The sequence below is a fragment of the Nisaea sp. genome (assembly GCF_034670185.1).
GTDB lineage: Bacteria > Pseudomonadota > Alphaproteobacteria > Thalassobaculales > Thalassobaculaceae > Nisaea.
The window spans coordinates 1810663-1831874 of sequence record NZ_JAXMNY010000001.1; the positions used below are offsets into that span (position 1 = coordinate 1810663).

Below are 21212 nucleotides of genomic sequence, written 5' to 3' on the forward strand. Positions count from 1 at the left end.
AGAAAACACCGTCACGATGGCTCCCGTTAGCAAGTCACCGATAACCGCTCACGCCACGGGCAACGCGCCCAATCCTGCTCAAATGTTGGGCAAAGAGGCCTATTCCGCCTCCCACAGCTTCATCTCCGCTGTGAGTTTAGGACAGTATTCCGCCATCTCCTCCGCCACCGCCTTATGTCGATAAAGGCCGTCACGATATTCGAGCACCGTCGCCGGTATATCTACCGAAAGGCCGAGCAGCGGGATCAGCAGATCAAGCCAGCAGAGAGTCACCGGGAAGCCGCAATCCCCCAAGGTGAGCATCTCAGACGGCGGAGCTTTCTCCAGCAAACGGCCGAGGCCGTCCAACCGATCCGTCAGCACGTCCGCATGACGCCCGGCCTCGAAGCCACTCCGCTTGCGTTCGGGCATGTACGGAAACAACGCCCGGACCGCCGGCTCAAGCCGGGTATCGTGGTAGCGGGAACGCTCCCGGATGATTGCCCTGCCGGCTGGTGTATCCGGAAGCAACGGAGGCACGGGATGCACCTCATTGAGGTATTCGGCGATGGCCTCTGAGTCAGCCAGCAACAAGCTCCCGTCCCGCAATGCAGGCAGATTCCCGGCGGGAACGATCTGCCGGTACTCCATCGAGCCGTAACCACCCGGCGGCGGAATTTCTTCCCAGATCAGTTCCTTATGCCGCAATAAAATCCGCAATTTCGCGGAATAGAGACTGACCGGGATGGCGTAAATCTGAAGCATGACCGTTCCCCGACTGAAATCAGGCTACCAGACGCAACCTGATACGACTCTGCGGCCTCCGACCTGATCACATCATACTGCCAGAGCTCATATCGATAACGTCACTTTACTTAATTGTGCGGCGCAGCATAATCAAAATACCCCTGTTTATCCAAGGTGACCTGATGTTCTCGCTTGAAGGTACAACCGCACTGATCGTTGGTATTGCGAACGATCAGTCCATTGCCTGGGGATGCGCCAAGGCGCTGCAAAACCGCGGTGCGAAACTCGCCGTCACCTACCTGAACGAGAAGGCCGAACCACATGTCCGGCCACTGGCTGAACAACTCGGTGCCGAGATCATCATGCCACTCGATGTGCGCAGCGACGAGCAAAGCGAGGCGCTGTTCAGCGAGATCAGAGCACAATGGGGACGCCTCGACACCCTGCTGCACTCTATTGCCTTTTGTCCGAAAGACGACCTGCATGGCCGCGTAATCGATTGCACGGCTGAGGGCTTCGCTGCGGCAATGGATATTTCAGTGCATTCCTTCCTACGCCTGATCCGACGTTCGGAGCCGCTTATGGGAGATGGCGGGACCTGCATGACGGTCTCGTTCTACGGCGCTGATCGCGTGGTCGATCACTACAACATCATGGGGCCGGTCAAAGCCGCCCTCGAAGCCGTGACCAGGTACGCAGCCGCTGAACTTGGGCCGAAGGGCATTTCGGTCCATGCGCTGTCACCCGGTCCACTCAAGACCCGGGCCGCCTCGGGGATCGACTATTTCGACGACCTCATGAACCAGGCAGCGGCCCGCGCACCGATCCACAAACTTGCGACCATCGAGGATGTCGGCGCATTCGCGACCTTCCTCGCCAGCCGTGAAGCCGCGAATGTCACCGGCGGAGTTCATTACATCGATGGCGGCTACAGCGTCGTAGCATGAGGTGACAATTGACGCTGGGGCCGTTAACGTTCCCGAACGTTACTATTCGTCCGGATATCCAGGCCGGATCGTCTTTTGCCGCTCCCCCACCTCCATCAATCTTGAGTTTTCAATCCATTACGTAGAAACTTATAGTACTCAGCTGGTCTCTGACCTTCAGTGAAGAAAGAGCACGATCTGTTCCAAAGTCTGAACCAAAATAACAAGCAACGACGTTCGTCCGTTCCCGGTAACGGCGCATCAACGTGCTTTCGGCCGAACGAGCCTGTCTCATGCGAGGCCAGATCATGAGCACCAGCTCCAAAAGTTCCTCAACGGTGAAAAGCGTCAGTGTTCATCAGGCACGGCTCGTCATCATCGTTGCGACACTTCTTGGCCTGACCATTGGCATCGGTGAGTCCGTGCTTGAGTATTTCGGGCTGCGGTCGGACTTGTTCGAAACCACGGAAAAGGCTGCACAGGCGTTTGAGCGAGCCGCCTCAATTGCCGTCGTTGACCGCTCCCCTGAGCTGGCCGCGCTAGTTGTTGATGGCCTGCTTCATTTCGAAGCGATCATCTCCGTGGAGCTGACGGACCGAACCGGGGCCATCATAGTCAGCAAACAGCGCACTCTTCCGACCTCGGAGGACAACTGGCATCCGGTCCTCTTTCCACCCGTCACACATGCGGTATCGCTTGAGCTCAGAGATCCGGCGACACCCGGTGCCGCGACAGGATATCTCAACATTACGGCCTCCTCCTGGCGCATGTCCGAGCAGTGGTCGAGCCGCCTTGCGGTGGCTCTTCTTGCCATGATGGCCGGCATAGCAACTCTTGCCGTAATCCTGTTCTATATCTCTCAGAGGTTTGTGACTCGGCCATTGCTGCGATTAGCTTCAGCCTATCGCCAACTGAATGCGGATGATCCGAAGCAGAGCCAACTGCCCGAAGCCGAGGATTTCGATTGCCTGGAATATCGGGAGATCGCGGCCAGCGGGGCCCGCCTGATGCGCGATATTACCCGCAATTCAGAAGTGAGGGACCTCACGGCCAGCGAGCTTTTTCGCAGCCAGAAGCGTTTTCAGGACTTCGCGGAAATCTCTTCGGACTGGTTCTGGGAAACCGATCGTGACGGCGGAATCAGCTACATCTCCGGCAGCTTCACCAAGACCCTCAACAAGCGGAGCGGTGAGATTTACGGCCGGACTCTGGCGGAAACAGCCTCGGAAGACACCGAAACGCCAAAATGGCATGGCTTCAATGAAATCATTGAACAGCGCCGGCAATTTCGTGATTTCCGCTATGATATCGAGTCACAGCCGAGCGTCCGCAAAACCGTCAGCATAAACGGCAGGCCGTTCTACGACGAAGCCGGTACCTTTATCGGTTATCGCGGGACCGGCGCAGACGTCACAAATGAACGGCTTATTGCCGAAGCCCGGAACGAAGCCCTGCAAAGGGCTGAACATGCCAATCGCACAAAATCGGAATTCCTGGCAACGATGAGCCACGAGTTCCGAACGCCGCTGAATGCCATCATCGGTTTCAGCTCCCTGCTCGCAATGCCGAACACCAGAGACATGGCGGTGGAGCGCCTGACTGACTATTCCGGCGCCATTCAGGAAAGCGGCCAGCATATGCTGGAGCTGGTGAATGATATTCTGGACATCTCCGCCATTGAGGCCGGCAAGCGCACACTGACGCTTGAAGAGGTCAGCGTCGGTACTGTCTTCACGCATTGCATCTCGCAAGTGAAAGGTCTGGCCAAAAATAAGGGCATCACTATCGCAACCTCCGTCGAGATGGCATCGGACCTGATGATCGCGGATGAACGCTCGATCCGGCAGATCCTTCTGAACCTGCTGTCGAACGCCGTAAAATTCACCCCCGGCGGCGGGACAATCCGCTGTGTGGCGGAGGCTGACGGAAGCGAGGTTGTTTTCCGCATTGAAGACAGCGGCGTCGGCATTTCAAAAGACCGGCTGCCGACAATCGCCGAACCGTTCTCTCACTCATCCATCCATCCTCACGTCGCCAAGGAAGGCACCGGTCTCGGGCTTTCCATCGTCCGGTCCCTGGCGCATTTTCTCGGCGGCAGCTTCACGATCGAGAGCGAGCTCGGCACGGGCACCTGTGTGACAGTCATCCTGCCCAGAGTTGGCCAGGACACGTCGCTGACACAGGACATAGACGCTGCCGACTGAACAACCTCAGACAGTTAAATGGCCTCGGACATCTTCTTCCGCGAGCGCCGTCTTCGCCCCCGAGAGCACGATTTCCCCACGGTCCATCACAGCGATTTCATCCGCCAGATCTCGGGCAAACTCGAAATATTGCTCAACCAGGATCACGGCCATATCCCCACGCGCCGCCAGCAGAGCGATAATCCGTTCGATATCCTTGATGATCGACGGCTGAATGCCCTCGGTCGGCTCATCCAGCACCAGCAGGCTCGGGCGCAGCACCAGGGCGCGGGCGATAGCGAGTTGCTGTTGCTGACCGCCGGAGAGGTCTCCGCCGCGCCGCTTCATCATTTTCTTCAGTACCGGAAAAAGATCGAAAATCTCGTCCGGGATCGAGCGCTTCGCGCGCGGTAAGGCGGCAAACCCTGTCTTCAGATTTTCCTCCACCGTCAGCAACGGAAAAATTTCCCGTCCCTGGGGCACGAAAGCGACACCGGCGGACGCCCGGCGATGCACCGGCAGGGCCAGCAAGTCGATATCGTCCCAAAAGATACTGCCCGCACTCGGGCTTTCCAGACCGGTCACCGCCCGCATCAGGCTGGTCTTGCCGACCCCGTTGCGGCCGAGCACGCAGGTTATCTTGCCGCGCTCCGCCACAAGATCGATGCCCCGCAGTGCGTGGCTGGCACCATAGTGGAGATGAAGTCCCGAAACTTTCAGCATCTCAACGTCCCAGATAGACTTCGATGACGTGCGGATCGTTCTGCACCTGATCCATGGACCCTTCGGCGAGCACCGATCCCTCATGCAGAACGGTGACCTTCACACCCAGGGCGTGAACGAAGGCCATGTCATGTTCGACAACCACGATGGAACGCTCACCGCGCAGATCCCGCAGCAACTCAACTGTCGCCTCGGTTTCGGCGTCGGTCATGCCAGCCACCGGCTCGTCCAGGAACAACAGCTCCGGGTCCTGCACCAGCAACATGCCGATCTCCAGCCATTGCTTCTGACCGTGCGAAAGCTTGCCCGCCATCTGGTCACGCTCACCGGCAAGGCCGATCCGCTCTAGCGTGCTTTCGATCTGCGACCTGCGATCCGTGTCCAGCCGGTCGAACAGGCAGGCGAATGTGCTCCGGTCCGATTTGATGGCGAGTTCCAGATTGTCGAACACAGAATGGTTTTCGAACACACTCGGGCGCTGGAATTTCCGGCCGATACCGAGGGCGACGACCGCCGCCTCGTCCCGCTTTCCAAGATCGATATCGCCTTTGAAGATCACCCGTCCCTCGTCCGGCTTGGTCTTGCCGGTGATGACGTCCATCATCGTTGTCTTGCCAGCACCGTTCGGCCCGATGATCGCCCGCATCTCGCCCGGCTCGACGACGAAACTCAGATTGTTCAGCGCCTTGAAGCCGTCGAAGCTGACAGTCACCCCGTCGACATAGAGCTGGGATTCTGAATATGAGGCTCTTCCGGAAACGCTCATTGGCCGGGCTCCTCTGCAAGGGGTGAGGATGCAGGAGGATTCCGTTTACCCATCCGTCCCTTCACCCAGTCGATCGCGGCAGGCAGGCTGCCGACCAGGCCTTTCGGGAAGAACAGGGTGACAGCGATGAACATGCCGCCAAGCGCGAACAACCAGATTTCCGGGATCACTCCTGTCAGCACTGTCTTCGCGTAATTGACCAGCACACCGCCTGCAATCGCGCCGTAGAGCGTGCCGCGACCGCCGATAGCAACCCAGATCACGGCTTCGATGGAATTGGCCGGAGCGAATTCGCCCGGATTGATGATGCCCACCTGCGGCACATAAAGCGCACCCGCCAGCCCGGCGATCATTGCAGAGAGGACGAAGACGAAGAGTTTGAAATTCTCCACCCGGTAGCCGAGGAAACGCACCCGCGCCTCGTCGTCCCGGATGGCGGCGATCAGGCGGCCAAGCTTTGAGGCGACGATGGCCCGGCACATCAGATAACAGCCGGCCAATGCGACACAGGTCGAGGCCAGCAGCACGGCCCGCGTGTTGTCCGACTGCAGATCGAAGCCCAGGAGATCCTTGAAGTCCGTCAGACCGTTATTGCCGCCGAAGCCCATGTCGTTGCGGAAGAAGGCCAGCATCAGCGCATAGGTCATGGCCTGGGTGATGATTGAGAGATAGACCCCGCTGACCCGAGACCTGAAGGTCAGCCAGCCAAACACGAAAGCCAGCAGCCCCGGCACGAACAACGCCATCACCACGGCGAAGGGGAAGAAGTCGAAGCCGTACCAGTACCAGGGCAATTCCTTCCAGTTCAGGAACACCATGAAGTCCGGCAGCTCCGCATTGCCATAGACGCCCCGGTCGCCGATCTGCCGCATCATGTACATGCCCATGGCATAGCCGCCGAGGGCGAAGAAGGCGCCGTGACCGAGGCTGAGAATGCCGCAGAAACCCCAGATCAGGTCGATCGAGAGAGCCAGCATGGCAAAGCAGAGATACTTGCCGAGCAGGCTGACGAGATAGGTCGGCACATGCAGGGCCGACCCCGGGTCCGTGGTTAGGTTCAGCAGCGGTACGAGGATTGCGATCGCGGCCAGGATGGTAAGCAGGATGGCGCTAGCCAATCGTCCCTTCCCCGGTTCCTGGGCCTGCGGCGCGTATAGGCGTTGCAACAGCGACATGGCTCAGGACTCCACGGCACGGCCGCGGAGCGCGAACAATCCGCGGGGCCGTTTCTGGATGAAGAGGATGATCGCTACCAGCACCAGGATCTTGCCCAGCACCGCGCCGGCCCAGGGTTCCAGCAGCTTGTTCACGACGCCGAGCGACATCGCGCCTGCAAAGGCGCCCCAGAGATTGCCGACACCGCCGAACACCACGACCATGAAGCTGTCCACGATGTATGCCTGTCCAAGATTGGGACTGACATTGTCGATCTGGCTGAGGGCGACACCCGCGATACCGGCAATGCCGGAGCCAAGGCCGAAGGTCATGGCGTCGACCCGGCCGGTCGGAATGCCCATGGCCCGCGCCATCTCGCGGTTCTGCGTCACGGCCCGCATCTGCAGGCCGAAAGCGGTCTTCTTCAGGACGAGAAGGACGGCGCCGAGCACACAGAACGAGAACAGAATGATCCAGAGTCGGTTATAGGTCAGCGTTATGCCAGCGACCGATTCCATGGCGCCCTGCATCCATTCCGGCGCCCCGACTTCCCGGTTTGTCGGCCCGAAAATCGAGCGCACGGTTTGTTGCAGGACCAGACTGATACCCCAGGTGGCGAGCAGCGTTTCAAGCGGGCGGCCGTAGAGGAACCGGATACATCCTCGTTCCATGGCAATGCCGACAAGACCTGAGACAAGGAATGCGGCAGGCAGCGCGACGGCAAGTGACCAGTCGAACAGACCCGGTGCGAAAGAACGGAACACTTCCTGAACGACAAAGGTTGTGTAGGCGCCGAGCATGACCATCTCGCCATGCGCCATGTTTATGACGCCCATCACACCAAAAGTGATGGCAAGCCCCATGGCTGCGAGCAGCAGGACCGACCCGAGGCTGATCCCCTGATAGAGATGCTCGACGGTGCGCCACATCTCCAGTCGGCTCTCCATCGAGGCAAGCGTTTTCCCTGCGGTCGCACGGACCATCTCGTCAGGTTCGCGCCAGACATCGCCGTCTTTCAGCAGCAGGCGGGAGAGCATGACCCGGCTTTCCGGATCGGTTCTGTCAGCAAGGGACTGCACCGCAGCCAAACGCTCTTCCGTGCTCTCTGACTGCAATTTGATTGAGGCCTTGGCCAGTTGCAGCGCGTTTTTCACCGCCGCATCCGCTTCCTTGGCCAGCGCCGTCTCGACCAGCGGCAGCATCGCCTGGTCGCTCGACTTCAGCAGACCGTCCGCCGCTTCCAGTCGGCGCTGCGGGTCCGGGCTCATCAGTGTCAGCGTGCCCATGACCGCTTTGACGGATGAGCGGAGACTGTTGTTCGTCTTGACCCGCTTCACCTCTCGCGAGCCGACGGTCTCCAGCTCTGCACCGGTCACGGGGTCGGTCAGGAGAAGCTTACCGCCACTGGCTTTTTGGCCGATGACCACCTTGTCATCGCTCTTGCGCGTATAGAGATCCCGCCCGACGAGCGCTTCCAGGATAGGCACCACCTCGGGCGCACCTGTCGCGACCATACGATCGACGACAGCTTGCTTCTTGGAAAGGCTCGCCGCACCGAGCTCGGTAACGAGCGTTCCGAGATCGTCAGCAGCCGACGCACCGGAATGCGGCACCAGAACCGCGAGTACCCAGAAAACCATTAAGAACCGGAGTGCGCCCCCGCGCATCCATTGCCTTAAGGACATTAAATTTCCTTCCCATCCCTGCGCGCAATTCAAACGGTTCCGGAGCGCGGGACATCCCGCGCTCCGGTCCGGAAGTTTTTAGAAGCGCGGCTTTTCGCAGTTGCCGCAGACCCACGGATAGGTCCAGTCAGCGGTCAGCTTGGCGCTTTCCGGGATGAAGTCGGACCAGGCATCGCCGACCACCACACCATCGGTGGCGGAAACGATTTCGAACTGGCCGTCCTCGAGGATTTCACCGATCAGCACCGGCTTGGAGAGGTGGTGGTTGGTATTCATCACCGCCGTGCCGCCGGTCAGGTTCTTGACGGTCTGGCCGTACATCGCCTGACGAACCGCATCGACATCGGTGGTGCCGGCCTGCTCGACCGCCTGCACCCACATCTTGAAGCCGATATAGTGGGCTTCCATCGGATCGTTGGTCACCCGCTTCTCGTCCTTGATGAAGGCGTGCCAGGCTTTGATGAACGCATCGTTCTCCGGCGTGTCGACCGACATGAAGTAGTTCCATGCGGCCAGGTGGCCGACCAGCGGGCCCGCATCGAGACCGGCCAACTCTTCTTCACCGACGGAGAAGGCGACGACCGGAATGTCCTCGGCATTGATGCCCTGGTTGGCCAGTTCCTTGTAGAACGGCACGTTGGCATCACCGTTGATGGTGGAAACAACAGCGGTCTTCTTGCCCTGGCTGGCGAATTCCTTCACCTGAGCGACAATGGTCTGCCAGTCGGAGTGACCGAACGGCGTGTAGTTTTCCATGATGTCTGCATCTGCGATGCCTTTGGCATTCAGATACGAGCGCAGGATCTTGTTGGTCGTGCGCGGATAAACGTAGTCGGTACCGAGCAGAACAACGCGCTTCGCTTCGCCGCCCTCTTCGCCGAGCATGTAATCAACCGCCGGGATCGCCTGCTGATTCGGCGCGGCGCCGGTGTAGAAAACGTTCCGGGAGGATTCCTCACCCTCATACTGCACCGGATAGAAGAGCATGCCGTTCAGCTCTTCAAACACCGGCAGAACGGATTTGCGGGACACGGACGTCCAGCAACCAAAAGTCACAGACACACCGTCCTTGGAAATCAGCTCGCGGGCCTTTTCCGCGAAAAGCGGCCAGTCGGAGGCAGGATCAACGACGACCGGCTCGAGCTTCTTACCCAGCAGACCGCCTTTTTTGTTCTGCTCGTCAATAAGCATCAGCATGGCGTCTTTCAGTGTAGTTTCACTGATCGCCATGGTTCCGGACAGTGAGTGCAGGATACCGACCTTGATCGTATCCGCAGCCTGCGCCGCCCCCATACCGGCCGTTGCAGCCAGCCCGAAGGCCGTTGCCGCAAGGGCGCTTTTCCACTTTATGAGCTTCCCCATTATTAGTTCTCCCAGATCCAGGGTTGTTGTTGCACCGCACACCAAACAGCAAGCGCTGTGCCACAGCTCCCTTATTTGGGATAAACTGAATAAAAACATTATTTATCAGTTATTTAGAAGAACGAAATCATGCCAGAAGAACTATCAGAAGATGAATTTGACAATAAAATTTGCACCAATATTAAGCACTGCCTGTTTTTTAATCTAACCGTAACAGAAGACCGGACATTGACCTTTTGACACGAAGACCGCATGTCCTGTTGGGGAATCCAGTTCCCCAGACGGGGTTGTTGTTGCACCACTCGACCCTGGCCCGTGCACCTTTCTAGGTGCACGGGTAGGGCCGGGTCAGCGCACACAGCGCACCCTCCAATTCAGCGCGCAACACCCGCAGATTGGAGGCCTTGAGACAGACACGGCAGAACCAATAGAAGGCGGCGCTCGCTCGCTCAGAGTCGAATTCGATAAAATCTCAAGAAATATCAACGAATAATCAACAATGTGGCTGCACAGGCGGAATCACAAAGTTATACTGCTTTCCGCACATGGATTTGCCCGACAGAACGCCTGGGCTGCGCGGGGCCATTCGAAGAACATCAGGGGGCCGCTTAAATGTCTTTGAATATGTCTACGAAACTCATGGCGCTGGTCGTATTTATGGCCACCGCCCTTTGCGCATTCGCGGGTTTTTCCATCTGGACGATGACCGCCGTGAAAGGTCAGGTCGACCAGATCATTTTGACCGACACACCGGTTTCCGTTCTGGTTGGCTCGATCGTCGAAAGCCAGCTCGAACAGGAAATGGCCCTGCATATCGCCATATCGATTGCCGCACAGGGACGCGGCGATGCCGCAGACGACTATATTGCGAAGTTCGCAGCACACGGCACCGCTGTCGACGAACATCTCTCCTCGGTAAACCTGCTGCTTTCCCCGATTGTTGAAGCTGGCGGCGACCGCGGCACCCGCTATGCAGAAATCCAGAAGCTGCTGGCCGAAATCGAAGAAGCGCACGACCACATCACGAAGACCGGCAACACTGTTATTGTTCAGCTCAAGTCCTTGATCAAAGCGGCGGGGGGACGCATTCCCCGACTGTCGCACCTCAGCTCTCATATGAACAAGATCGAAGAGACCCAGGTCATCGTCGGGTCACGCGTGCATGAACTGCTGAAAAAGGTCAATGGCATGTCACAGGGATCCGTCGAAGAGATCCAGGCCGCCGAGGAATTGGCAATCAGCAGCCTGACCATTGCTGCAATCGTCGCCGTCACACTCTCTCTGATCATCGGTATTCCGCTCGCCATCGGTATTCGCCGTCGCCTGAATGCCGCGGTCCAGACCGTTGACAGGTTCGCCGCTGGCGACCTCTCGGTGCCCGTCCCCGTATCCAATTCGAACGACGAAATCGGCCGGGTATTGAAAGCGATCGACGCCATGCAACGCAATCTGCAAGGGATGCTCGGCACCATCAAAATGGCATCCGGCGGTGTCACCTCTGGCAGCAGCGAGCTTCGTCAGACCGCACAGCAGGTGTCGGACGGCGTGAACGATCAGGCCTCCAGCGTGCAGGAAACCTCCGCTGCCATGGAAGAAATGACTGCCGGTATCCGCCAGAACGCGAAGAACGCTGAAGAAACGGAAAAAGCATCGGAGCGCATGGCCGGTGAAGCCGGGCGTTGTGCCGAAGCAATGACCCAAACCGCAGCCGCCATGAAGGATATTTCCGACAAGATCCTCGTTGTCGAGGAAATCACCCGGAAGATCGAACTGCTGGCCCTCAACGCCTCCGTCGAAGCCGCGCGTGCCGGTGAACACGGACGCGGATTCGCGGTTGTTGCCTCCGAAGTCTCGCGCCTGGCTGAAATCAGCAAGCAAGCCGCAAGCGAGATCCAGGACGCTTCCGCCGACGGCCGGGAAGCTGCCGAAAACACCAACCGCCTGCTGAACGACCTGCTGCCGGAAATCACCCGAACGAAGGATCTGGTTCAGGGCATCACCGCTGCCAGTGAGGAGCAGTCTGTCGGAGCGGACGAGATCAATGTTGCCATCCATCGCCTGAACACTGTGATCCAGCAGAACGCGGCGGCAGCACAACAGATGGCAGCGACCTCCGGCGCCCTCGCCGGCCGGGGCCGTGAGCTGCAGGAATCCGTCTCCCGCTTCAAGCTGAACGAAGGTGACGCGCCGGCCAAGAAGAAGCCGGCCGGCAACGCTTCAGCCCAATCCGAAGAGAACACTGACGAAGAGCGCGGCCCCGCGCAGGAAGACAAGATTACGTCCGGTGACTTTGGAAAGTACTAATCCGGTCACGGCGGAGTTCGACGAACTCCGCCGTCTGGCGCATCACAAATTCGGGATTATCGTTCCAGCGAATGCGGAAAGTTTCCTGGACTCGCGCCTGCGCGCCTTCATGAGCCAGACCGGTCATGAATCCATTCCGGAACTCTTGCGCGAAGCACGGAGCGACGGGCGCGAGGACATGCTGATCAATCTGGTCGAGCATCTTTCGACCAATCACAGCTACTTCTACCGGGAGCCGGCGCACTTCGAATTCATGGCGTCGACCTTGCTGCCGGAGCTCGAAGAACGGCTGCGCCGGGACCGCACAAAGGATATCCGGATCTGGAGCTCGGCCGCGGCGGCGGGCGAGGAAGCCTATTCCGTCATCATGGCAATGCGGGAGTATTTCGGAGCGCATTATCAGGATCTGGATGCCGGTGTCCTGGCGACGGACATTGCCAAAGCGACCCTGCGCCGGGGAGCCATCGGCGAGTACAGAGCCGAGGCATTTCGCCACATGCCAATGGCCTGGCAGCAGAAATATCTGGAATATCTCGGCGATAACACCTATCGCGTGGTAAAGCAGGTACGCGACGACGTGATGTTTCGGTGGCTTAACCTGACCGAACCACTCGAAATGTTGCGTGGCCGCTTCCATTTGATCTTGTGCCGAAACGTGATGATCTATTTCGATGACACGACCCGAGAGAACCTCGTCCGTAACCTGAGCACGATGCTCGCGCCGGGTGGATATCTCTTCATCGGCCACACCGACAATCCGGACCACGCACGGATTTATCTGGATCAGATCCGTCCCGCGATCTTTAGAAAGAAGGCCTCTTGAACGGACAAGACGGTATTCTCGTTGTCGCTTCAGACCCGCTGCTCCGCAAGGTCGTGACGGAAACGATAACGCCCCTTATCGGTGATACGGAAGTCATCGCGGTATCACAGACACGCGCCACCCCTGACCGCCTCACCGGCGCCGAGGTCGTGGTGCTTGCGGCCCGCGACAATGACTTCACCAGCCTCAAGAATGTGTTCGAGCTGACCAAGACCTGCGGCCGCCCGATTCTCCTGATCACCGCCGGAGAGAGTACCGAAGGCCGGACAGTCGCCGCACAGCTGAAAATACCCTCAGGGCAACTGATTTCCATTCCCGAGCTCGATATCCGCTCGGAACTGAAAGCTGCATCTTCCCGTATTGAATCCGCCCTGCGGCAGGCACGCGTGGATCGCCCGCGGTCCGCATCGGCGCCAGCCGCACCGCGCCCGGCTCCTGTGCGAACGCAGACTTCCGTCGAAACAGCGAAACCACGGCCACCGGAAGACCTCGGCGCGCCTTATCTCGGCACCGTGATCTGCATTGGCGCCTCTACCGGTGGCACGGATGCCCTGATGACGGTGCTTTCAGGTCTCGACAAGAATTGCCCGCCGGTTGTCATCGTTCAGCACATGCCGAAAGACTATGTCGAGGATTTCGCCAAACGACTGGATCAGTCCTGCGCGATTGACGTAATGCTGGCCTATGACAGCCAGCCCCTTCGCCCCGGCCTCGCTGTGGTGGCGCCGGGCGACCAGCAATTCCGGTTGCGCAAGGGAAACAAGGGAATCTGGACCGCTCTTGGCGAAAATGAGCGCATTGGCGGTCATTGTCCGGCGGTCGATGTGATGATGAAATCGGCAGCGCAGGAGTTGGGCAAGAGATCCGTCGGTGTGATCCTCACCGGTATGGGCCGGGACGGTGCTGCAGGCTTGCTCGAAATGCGCCGTGTTGGTGCACGCACCCTTGCCCAGGACGAAGCCAGTTCCGTCGTTTACGGCATGCCGAAAGTTGCCTTCGAAGAGAAGGCGGCGGACACCGTCCTGCCGCTGCAGAAGATCGCCGGATGGATTTCCGGCGTCACACTCAACATGCCTAAATAGATTGGCCTGAATAAAGTCAGGCTGCGTCTAGGCCCCCGCTATCGCAATCAGGGTTTCCGGATCGAGCACCAGCAACGGCTGGCCCTCGCCCATAACCGTGGCGCCTGCCAGAACATCCACCGCGTTCAAAGCCGGATGCAATTCCTTCATGAAGACTTCCTGACGCCGCTTGACCCGGGCAACCGCGACACCGACACGGCGCTGCGGCGTACCAATGATCACCACCGGGAATGCGGTCTGGTTTGCCGCAGCTTCAGGCGTGTCCCAGCCCAGCATGGTTTCGATCGCGCGCACCGGCAGGAAACCATCGCGGTGCTGAATGCCGGCAAACTCGCCAACCTCCTGGATCTGGCTGCGGGCGACCTCGATGACTTCGACGATCGAGCGCTCTGGCAAACCGAGATCCCGCTCGCCATCGGTCACCACAACAATCCGCTGCAGAGCGGCCGAGACCGGGAAGCTCAGATAGAATTTGGTGCCCTCACCCTCGACGCTGTCGATATCGATTGAACCACCAAGCCGCCGGATCGTGGTCAGCACCACATCCATGCCAACCCCGCGGCCGGATGTTTCGGTGATGGCCGACGCTGTCGAGAAACCGGGCGCGAAGATCAGGCGCTGGATTTCCCGCTCGGACATCCGTGCGGCATCCTGATCCGAAAGCAGATTACGCTCCATGGCCTTTGACTTGATCCGGGACGTGTTCAAACCGCGTCCGTCATCGGCAATCATGATCTGCGCGACATTGCCGTTCTGTGTCGCCCGCAGCGTCAGGATCGCTTTCGCGGGCTTTCCGAGGTTCTGCCGTTCTTCCGGAGTCTCGATCCCGTGATCCATGGCATTGCGGATCATGTGGACCAGCGGCTCCATCAGCGCATCCACCATCGACTTGTCGATCTGGATGTCACCATCCTCGATATCGAGGTCGACTTGTTTTCCGAGGCTGCGCGCAAGATCCCGCACCAGACGCGGCATGCGTCCGAGCACGATGCTTATCGGCACCACACGCAGCTGCAGCGTCACAGAATGCAGCATCCGGAGCGTAGTTTCCGCCTTTGCGATCTGGCTGGCGAGAATTTTACCCGCGTCATCGATATGACTGGCCGCGAAGCGCAACCGCTCCGCCTTGCGTGCGCCGGTCTGTTTTGCCAGAGACCGCAGCTCCGCAATCGTGCTCGCGAACCCGGCTTCCGATGCTCCCTGCTCGATCCGGGAAATGCAGAGCCGCAGCTCGGCGACAGTATCGAGATAATTGTCCACCAGTTCAGACGACACCCGGAGCGAACTTCCACCCCCTCCGCCGCGATTGGGCGCAGCGGCTTCCGACCGCTCTGCCGGAACTTTCGTGTCGGACGCAACCGGCTCCAGGGCCGAGGATGACGGTGGCGGCGGAACCGGTGCCGCCTGCGGCGGCGTCATCGGTGCCGCAGGCCGGGGCGGCGCTGCTTGCTGTACGGCCGCAGGTTTCGGCGCACTGTCGCCGTCAACCGTCCAGTCATCGCCGATATGCATGACGCCTGATTGTGCGTCGGCAGACGGAGCAGAAGGAGCAGGTCGTGCCTGCGCGGGTTGGGCCGGAGCCGGCTGTTGGGGCGTTGCCACTGCGCTCTGCACTTCATTGCTTGCCAGAATTTGCCATGACTGCAGTGCGGCGCGCGCGCCGTCGATCGCCTGCACGGCGGCCATCATCGGATCGGCAGGCCCGATAACGCCGACAAGGAATTGGTAGAGGTCCGGATGGGTATCAACCAGGACCCGGTTCGACATCACCTTTTCCTGATAAATCCGGCCCATGATCTGCTGTGTGGAGGCCGGACCGTCTGGCAGCATGGCCTGGATCTCGACCAGGTTGGCATTCGGCTGCTTCAGGAAGTCCGCAATCTGCTGACGCGCATCCGGCGACAGGCTGTTGAATATCTCGTCACCAAGAGACGTCCGCAGCTCCGCCACTGCCGCTTCGGCATTGGTCAGCAACAGGGCCATCTGGTCCCGGAGCCGGTCATAGGTGCCGCGCAACATGTCGAGAGAGGCAACATTCAGCCCCTCGATCCCGATCACCTGGCTCTCGCGGCGGATCTCCTCGACCACGGCCAGAGCGCCTGAACGGTCGCGCCAATCCGGCTCCGCGGTCAACTCGCTGGACAGTCGGGCCAAGGCCGAAATCCGCTGCACGCCGAGAGCGCGGGCAAGAATGCCGACCAGCTCCCAATCCTTCGTGGTGCCACCGCCCGCTGAAAGCCGGTCGACCACCTCACGCGCCTCACGGGAGATATGAGGCGACATTGAATCGTCCACATCCTCCATCGAGAGACCGGAGTTGGCGAGTTCCGACAACAGCCGCAACCGATGCACAAAGATACAAAGCCCACGGGTCAGCTCCGTCTTGTCGAGCGGATCTGAATCCCGGAGCAAGTCGACGATATCGCTCAGCACATCCGAAATGCCGAGATAGCCGACTTCGTTCGCCACTTCACGGATCGCGAGCACCGAGCCGGATATGGCCTGTGTGTCGAGCGCTTCCAGAGTCGGATTTTCCAACGCCTCGGCAAGCTGTCCGAGTTCGCTTCGCACCACCTCGTCAAACGGCCCTACCGTTTCCGGCTGGAATTCAGGCTCGGAGGGATCTGCCGGTGCCTGAGAGACCTGCATCGACATCTGCCGCGCGGCACCCGTGTCGTTAGTCTCGGCTGGCGCCTGCTGAACCGGAGGAGGAGGCGGTGGTGGCGCAGGGGCAGCCTGAGGCGAAGGCGCAGGCGCGGTTGGGACGACTGGAGCCGGTGCCGGCGCCGGTTGTTGCGGAGCGGCCTGCGGCGCAGGCGCGGCAACCGCGCCGCCACTTTTCAGCTGCGCTTTTGCTGCGGTCAATTGCGCGACCAGTTGCATGTCGGCCGGCGCATCGCTGGTGTTCGCGATACTCTGTTCACGCAAGGCAACGAGTGTATCGGCGGTCTGCAACAGAAGCTCGCGCGTCGCCTCGTCCGGCCGGGCTTCCCCGTTCCGGAACATGTCGAGCAGATCCTCGGCGTGATGTGCGACAAGCTCGATGCCGGTAAGGCCGAGCGAAGCGGAAACACCTTTGAGGGAGTGCATGGCGCGGAACAGCGCGCTCATGGTCTCCCCGTTCTCGAGATCGGCCGCACTGCCGGACAGGATATCCTCGATCTGACCGAGATAGTCCTCACTCTCCTGTTCGAAGAGTTCCCACATCGCGCCGCCGGCGCCGTCGTCGTCAAAACCGCTCATGCGCCTATCCTCTGCCGTCGCCGGAGCGGACAAAATCCGGCACCATCGAGGCAATCAGTGCCGGCACGTCTATTACCTCGTGGAACGCGCCCTTGTGGGATATGACCCGTGCCTGAGTGTCGTCATCGGACGGCCGCACAGGGCTTTCGTCAACAACGATGCCCAGCACCGTCTCCGTAGCGATTGACCATTTTTGACCGTAATAATTCACGATAATATGGATGGTCTGCTCTTCGAACCCGCCGCGAGACAGACGTAGAACAGGCATCACCGTGCCACTGACCTCAATGACGGAATCGAGCTTCACACCGGGCCGTTTGGGCAGCGGCGTTGTTTCCACCTCGTCAAGCGCCCTCTCAACCAGACTGGAATCGACGGCATAGAGATGGTCACGAATGGTCAGCGCCATGTAACGCTGGCGCGGACGTTCGACGACCTTTTCCTGCTCGTCGGCAAGCTTCATGGCGCGCTGATCAGAGATCAGCGGCAGGGCACTTTGCGCGTTGAACCAGCGGTCAGGGTCGACGGCCTGGACAAGATTACCGTCATCGTCGAGATAGGCATGCTGCGGCTGGTCGCTCGCCACCAGCCCCTTGGTCGGATGGGCCGGATCGAAATTCCGGATCCCGATGATCTTCTGCACCGCGAGGCCGATCACTGCATGGCCGCGCTGCAGGACAATACACATCGGCAGCTCGGTCTCGGGCTCCTTCGAGCCGGCACGAACCACCACCAACGGTATCGGCTCCTTCCGGAGCACCATGACGCCGATATACTCGTCCGGCTCGCCCTCGATCGGTTCCATATTCTCGATCTCGACGACTTCACGGACACCCGAGAGCCTTACGCCATAGCGGCGGCCGTCAGACTGAAACAGCAGAACAGGGATCTTGTGGGTCTCGAGGACACTTTCCACGGCGCTCATGCCAACGCCTCCCCGGCCGCAGCGTCAGGAAGCATCAGCCGGTTGATCGTATCGATCAGCAGGCTTCCCCCGCTCGCGTCAACGTCCCGGCTGACCGAGCCGGAGGGCTTGCCGATAACCGCGTCGGCACCGACCAGTCTGGCCTCCACAGCTTTGGGCGATGCCGGGTGGGTAAGCGATGACAGGACAATGACTTTTGCAGGAGAAAGAATCCGCAGGCGACGCAGGCATTCGATCCCGTTCATCACCGGCATTTCGATATCAAGGGTGACCACGTCCGGGTTCAGCTCCCTGGCGAGGTCGACGCCCTCCCGGCCGTTTTCGGCTTCCCCGACGACTTCGAATCCCTCTGCCCGATCAAGAATGGTCTTGATCGTCAGGCGGACCAGACGTGAGTCATCGACAATCAGTACCTTAGGCATGCTGAAACCATTTGCCAGGGGTGGAAACCATCTTCGAATCAAGGGGTTCATGGTTCCATATCAGCATGGCTTTGCCTACCGGCAAATTACCGGAAAACCAACTGCGAGGACGAATATTTCGCATCCCGCGACGGCTGGACATATTGGGTCGGCGGCGCCGTTCCATTCCCTTGACTCCCATAATGCGCGAGCACTTTGGATTTGTTGAAAGCAACGCGCCATCAAGCGCTTGCCCTGCGCCGAAGGCTATAGGACGATAGGGCCGAACCATGACACGCATCGCGATGGACATGACATGACGGAACAGAATGTTACCCCGAGCGGAACCCAGAACGGTTCCGGTGAACTGCTGGCCTGGCACTTCGTGGACGAAGCGCTGCGCGACGGTCGCCCCGTGCCGGCGGACGGTGAGAAACTCGCGCACGATGCGGCCCCCTCTCTTTGCGTTTCCGGCCTGCACGCGTCGGAACGCATCCTTGATGCCCTGAAATACGCTCCCGGAAACACGATCTGCCGGGTCGAGTGCGAGGATCTCGCGACGCGGCAGGACGACAAGCTGGTCTGCGCGACGCGCACCGTGCTGTGGCGCGTCGACGGAGAGGACCTGCTCAGGGAATTCGCCCGCAAGGTCGCACTCGACGTTGCCGATCTCTGGGATATCCCGAACGGTGTCCGCAAATATCTTGAAACCGGGAACGAAAACTTCCGTGTCGCCGCCAGGGCCGAAGCCCGGGACCTGTCCCGCGCCTATGCCCGGGATGACAATGTTCCCGCCGCAGCTGCGGCCGAAGCCGCGCGTGCTGCTGCTGCCCGCACGCATGCCGCCCGGGCGACCGGACTTGCCGCGGCCTGGGCCGCGAACCGGGCGCGCGGTGATGCCGAAACCTGGGAGCGCTACAATGCCCTTCTGGAAAGCCTCGTCGAGACGGCTCGAACTGCCGAGGATAGCGACGACGAGTGGGGCGACTTCGCCGACGAACTCGAAATGGATATGGGCTGACACGCGGTGATCACTCACCCGAAGAAGCCGCATCGATGCAGTTGCTCGTGGAACTTCCGCAGAGTGTTCGCCTGATCCTTGGGATCGGGAATTTGCGCGACCAGATCCGCCTCGAAATTCGGCCGCTTCAGATGATTGACGATGATTTCCCGCGCAAGATTTGACGCCTTTCCCTTCGGCAGCATTTCCGGCTGCACCATGCTCACCAGCATGAAAGCGCGGACATGGAGCGGCCGGTCAGACTTGTCGATCTTGTCGAGAATTTTGCCGTCCACGATATAGGTCGCGAGCAATTCGTCGATACGCGAGGTGAGCTGCTCTTTTCGATTTTCCGGCAAAGCGGACTTGTTGATCTGATTAAAGATCGACGTGATCTTTGCCATTTTCTTGTTCGGCGGCAGTTTTTCCCGCACCAGATGATTGACCGAAGGCGAACCAACAAGCAGTGCATCGAGATGATTATCAATCTCCGCACCGAGCACTTCCGCCCCCAGCTTGCTTTCCAGCAACGACAACAGATACCCGGCTTTGCGCCCCGGATCGGCCAGAGTCGGCAAGACGGAGGCCGCCGCCTCTTTCATGCCTTTCTGACCACCCTTGTTGATGATCGTCGACTGGCGGGCGGTTACCGCCTCCGCCATGTCAGGGCCGCCGACGATGTTGATGTCAGGAATCAGCTTGTCCAGCAAACCGTGGAACACCTCGCGTTCCTCTTCCCGGTCCCCCTTGGAGAGAGGGCTCAACCCCTCGAGCTGGCGCCGGACACGGTCCACCAGAACAGCCTTGCTCTCGGGAAGCTTGCCCGAGCCGATCAGCCTGTTCAGCTGGATGTTCGTGTATGCCGGATGCTCGATCGTCAGCTCTTCCGGCTCTTCGCCGATCGGCTCGCCATTCGCGAAACAGATCATCGTGATCAGCGCGCTGGCAAGATCGCGCTGATGCCCCAGCATGTCGCGCAACACATCGGCATTGTGAAGGATATCGGAAATGTAGATATCCAGCGCCGCTATCGTCGCCGGATCCTCGGCGATCACAGCCCAATCGACAGCCTGCCCCAGCTTGCCGACAAAACTGCGGTTCTCGACGAGCTCCGTCGCCAGCGCCGACCTGATCAGGTAGTCGAGTTCTTCCGGCGCGGCAGAGGCGTTCAGCTCGGCAACGCCCTCATTGAGCCCCACATCCCGGATGCGCGGCATCGGACGTTGCAGGGTCTTCTGTGCCAGATGATTTATCTGGTCGACAAAGGCAAACAAGGTATCGCGGCGTTCGTTCGCGTTCGTGTCTTCCAGCTTCGCAGCCTGGAACGTCGCGACTTTCGCCACGGCCGAGAAAAGCAGCGTGCCATCATCCAGCAGGCGCTTCATCTCACGCGCCGAATGCATGGCTTCGGTTGCCGTCAGATTATGTTTGTCGAGATATGCCCGGAACAAGCGGTTGATCGTCGTCCGGCCGTCCGTCGCATAGAAGTCCTCAAGCGTGTAGCAGACCGGCGCATCGTCGATATTCTGGATGAAGACCTTTTCATCCCCCTTCGGCTTGATTCTCTCGAAGAGGATGTCTTCAGGGTTCAGACTGTTGACAGGTTTGCCAGTATCGGAAACGACACGAACGCCCTCAATCCCGGCCTGGGAGAGGATCTTCATCGCTTCGGCCTGAGCACCATCCTTGGATGTCTCGGTGGCCATAATCGACCACGATCCATCACGGAGCGTCAGTATCTCGAATACTTTATTTGAACTGCCAAACACGTGTGTACCCGCACTTACTTTCTGTCTTCAGCCGGCCATTGAAGCGATTTTCTTTCGCAAGATTGGCCGATATTAGCGCGAATTTATTGCTAATAGAATTTTAACAGTCTTGTGCTTCAACTCAAGTGCGAAAGCGACC

The 21212-nt window shown here is 59.6% G+C and carries 16 protein-coding genes; 6 read left to right on the plus strand and 10 right to left on the minus strand.

Annotation, left to right across the window (positions count from 1 at the left end):
• Nucleotides 1-99 precede the first annotated feature (99 nt).
• Entirely contained in the window at nucleotides 100-744 is a 645-nt protein-coding gene (locus VOI22_RS08625; protein ID WP_323796100.1) for a glutathione S-transferase family protein, read from the minus strand.
• A gap of 164 nt (nucleotides 745-908) precedes the next feature.
• Between VOI22_RS08625 and fabI the strand changes: the two genes are divergently transcribed.
• On the plus strand, nucleotides 909-1673 hold the full coding sequence (gene fabI, locus VOI22_RS08630) for an enoyl-ACP reductase FabI (RefSeq protein ID WP_323796101.1): 765 nt from the start codon (nucleotides 909-911) through the stop codon (nucleotides 1671-1673).
• Between the two features lie 287 nt (nucleotides 1674-1960).
• Nucleotides 1961-3856 carry a sensor histidine kinase gene (locus tag VOI22_RS08635; RefSeq protein ID WP_323796102.1) on the plus strand — a complete coding sequence of 632 codons (1896 nt, stop codon included), beginning with the start codon at nucleotides 1961-1963 and terminating at the stop codon, nucleotides 3854-3856.
• A gap of 6 nt (nucleotides 3857-3862) precedes the next feature.
• Here VOI22_RS08635 and urtE read toward each other — a convergent pair whose 3' ends face one another.
• The 5 genes from urtE to urtA all read right to left on the minus strand — a co-directional run bounded on the left by urtE (nucleotide 3863) and on the right by urtA (nucleotide 9526).
• Nucleotides 3863-4558 carry an urea ABC transporter ATP-binding subunit UrtE gene (gene urtE / locus VOI22_RS08640; protein WP_323796103.1) on the minus strand — a complete coding sequence of 232 codons (696 nt, stop codon included), beginning with the start codon at nucleotides 4556-4558 and terminating at the stop codon, nucleotides 3863-3865.
• A 1-nt stretch (nucleotide 4559) separates the two neighbouring features.
• Complete coding sequence (gene urtD, locus VOI22_RS08645) at nucleotides 4560-5324, minus strand: urea ABC transporter ATP-binding protein UrtD (RefSeq protein WP_323796104.1); 765 nt, start codon at nucleotides 5322-5324, stop codon at nucleotides 4560-4562.
• Nucleotides 5321-6442: an urea ABC transporter permease subunit UrtC gene (gene urtC, locus VOI22_RS08650; RefSeq protein WP_416366125.1), complete on the minus strand. Its 1122-nt coding sequence runs from the start codon at nucleotides 6440-6442 to the stop codon at nucleotides 5321-5323. The genes urtD and urtC overlap by 4 nt, the downstream gene beginning before the upstream one ends.
• Before the next feature lie 60 nt (nucleotides 6443-6502).
• On the minus strand, nucleotides 6503-8164 hold the full coding sequence (gene urtB / locus VOI22_RS08655) for an urea ABC transporter permease subunit UrtB (RefSeq protein ID WP_323796106.1): 1662 nt from the start codon (nucleotides 8162-8164) through the stop codon (nucleotides 6503-6505).
• Nucleotides 8165-8242: 78 nt separating this feature from the next.
• A complete protein-coding gene (gene urtA / locus VOI22_RS08660) occupies nucleotides 8243-9526 on the minus strand; it encodes an urea ABC transporter substrate-binding protein (protein WP_416366126.1) in 1284 nt (427 codons plus the stop codon).
• A 612-nt stretch (nucleotides 9527-10138) separates the two neighbouring features.
• Here urtA and VOI22_RS08665 point away from each other — a divergent pair.
• Genes VOI22_RS08665 through VOI22_RS08675 form a run of 3 tightly spaced genes read left to right on the plus strand, consistent with a single transcriptional unit; the run spans nucleotide 10139 to nucleotide 13735 of the window.
• Entirely contained in the window at nucleotides 10139-11830 is a 1692-nt protein-coding gene (locus VOI22_RS08665; protein ID WP_323796107.1) for a methyl-accepting chemotaxis protein, read from the plus strand.
• A complete protein-coding gene (locus tag VOI22_RS08670) occupies nucleotides 11811-12653 on the plus strand; it encodes a protein-glutamate O-methyltransferase CheR (protein WP_323796108.1) in 843 nt (280 codons plus the stop codon). Before VOI22_RS08665 ends, VOI22_RS08670 begins: the two co-directional genes overlap by 20 nt.
• Nucleotides 12650-13735, plus strand: a complete 1086-nt coding sequence (locus VOI22_RS08675) for a CheB methylesterase domain-containing protein (protein ID WP_323796109.1) — start codon at nucleotides 12650-12652, stop codon at nucleotides 13733-13735. The genes VOI22_RS08670 and VOI22_RS08675 overlap by 4 nt, the downstream gene beginning before the upstream one ends.
• Nucleotides 13736-13762: 27 nt before the next feature.
• Here the strand turns inward: VOI22_RS08675 and VOI22_RS08680 are convergent, their stop codons facing one another.
• From VOI22_RS08680 to VOI22_RS08690, 3 genes are read right to left on the minus strand one after another with little or no spacing between them, the layout of a single operon-like run.
• The gene (locus tag VOI22_RS08680) at nucleotides 13763-16978 is read right to left on the minus strand and encodes a chemotaxis protein CheA (RefSeq protein WP_323796110.1); all 3216 of its coding nucleotides are present in this window, start codon (nucleotides 16976-16978) and stop codon (nucleotides 13763-13765) included.
• 4 nt (nucleotides 16979-16982) lie between these two features.
• Nucleotides 16983-17903, minus strand: coding sequence for a chemotaxis protein CheW (locus VOI22_RS08685; RefSeq protein WP_028464473.1), 921 nt, complete (start codon nucleotides 17901-17903; stop codon nucleotides 16983-16985).
• Entirely contained in the window at nucleotides 17900-18325 is a 426-nt protein-coding gene (locus VOI22_RS08690) for a response regulator (protein WP_036553042.1), read from the minus strand. Before VOI22_RS08690 ends, VOI22_RS08685 begins: the two co-directional genes overlap by 4 nt.
• 295 nt (nucleotides 18326-18620) lie before the next feature.
• On the opposite strand from VOI22_RS08690, the gene VOI22_RS08695 reads away from it, so the two are divergent.
• On the plus strand, nucleotides 18621-19325 hold the full coding sequence (locus VOI22_RS08695; protein WP_323796111.1) for a hypothetical protein: 705 nt from the start codon (nucleotides 18621-18623) through the stop codon (nucleotides 19323-19325).
• 14 nt (nucleotides 19326-19339) lie between these two features.
• Here VOI22_RS08695 and VOI22_RS08700 read toward each other — a convergent pair whose 3' ends face one another.
• Nucleotides 19340-21010: a hypothetical protein gene (locus VOI22_RS08700; protein ID WP_323796112.1), complete on the minus strand. Its 1671-nt coding sequence runs from the start codon at nucleotides 21008-21010 to the stop codon at nucleotides 19340-19342.
• Nucleotides 21011-21212: the final 202 nt, after the last annotated feature.

Coding starts and splice junctions, on each gene's coding strand:
- fabI (WP_323796101.1), top strand. CDS start 909: ATGTTCTCGCTTGAAGGTACAACCGCACTGATCGTTGGTATTGCGAAC.
- VOI22_RS08665 (WP_323796107.1), top strand. CDS start 10,139: ATGTCTTTGAATATGTCTACGAAACTCATGGCGCTGGTCGTATTTATG.
- urtB (WP_323796106.1), bottom strand. CDS start 8,164: ATGTCCTTAAGGCAATGGATGCGCGGGGGCGCACTCCGGTTCTTAATG.
- urtE (WP_323796103.1), bottom strand. CDS start 4,558: ATGCTGAAAGTTTCGGGACTTCATCTCCACTATGGTGCCAGCCACGCA.
- VOI22_RS08635 (WP_323796102.1), top strand. CDS start 1,961: ATGAGCACCAGCTCCAAAAGTTCCTCAACGGTGAAAAGCGTCAGTGTT.
- VOI22_RS08680 (WP_323796110.1), bottom strand. CDS start 16,978: ATGAGCGGTTTTGACGACGACGGCGCCGGCGGCGCGATGTGGGAACTC.
- VOI22_RS08625 (WP_323796100.1), bottom strand. CDS start 744: ATGCTTCAGATTTACGCCATCCCGGTCAGTCTCTATTCCGCGAAATTG.
- urtD (WP_323796104.1), bottom strand. CDS start 5,324: ATGAGCGTTTCCGGAAGAGCCTCATATTCAGAATCCCAGCTCTATGTC.
- VOI22_RS08690 (WP_036553042.1), bottom strand. CDS start 18,325: ATGCCTAAGGTACTGATTGTCGATGACTCACGTCTGGTCCGCCTGACG.
- urtA (WP_416366126.1), bottom strand. CDS start 9,526: ATGGGGAAGCTCATAAAGTGGAAAAGCGCCCTTGCGGCAACGGCCTTC.
- VOI22_RS08695 (WP_323796111.1), top strand. CDS start 18,621: ATGACGGAACAGAATGTTACCCCGAGCGGAACCCAGAACGGTTCCGGT.
- VOI22_RS08700 (WP_323796112.1), bottom strand. CDS start 21,010: ATGGCCACCGAGACATCCAAGGATGGTGCTCAGGCCGAAGCGATGAAG.
- VOI22_RS08685 (WP_028464473.1), bottom strand. CDS start 17,903: ATGAGCGCCGTGGAAAGTGTCCTCGAGACCCACAAGATCCCTGTTCTG.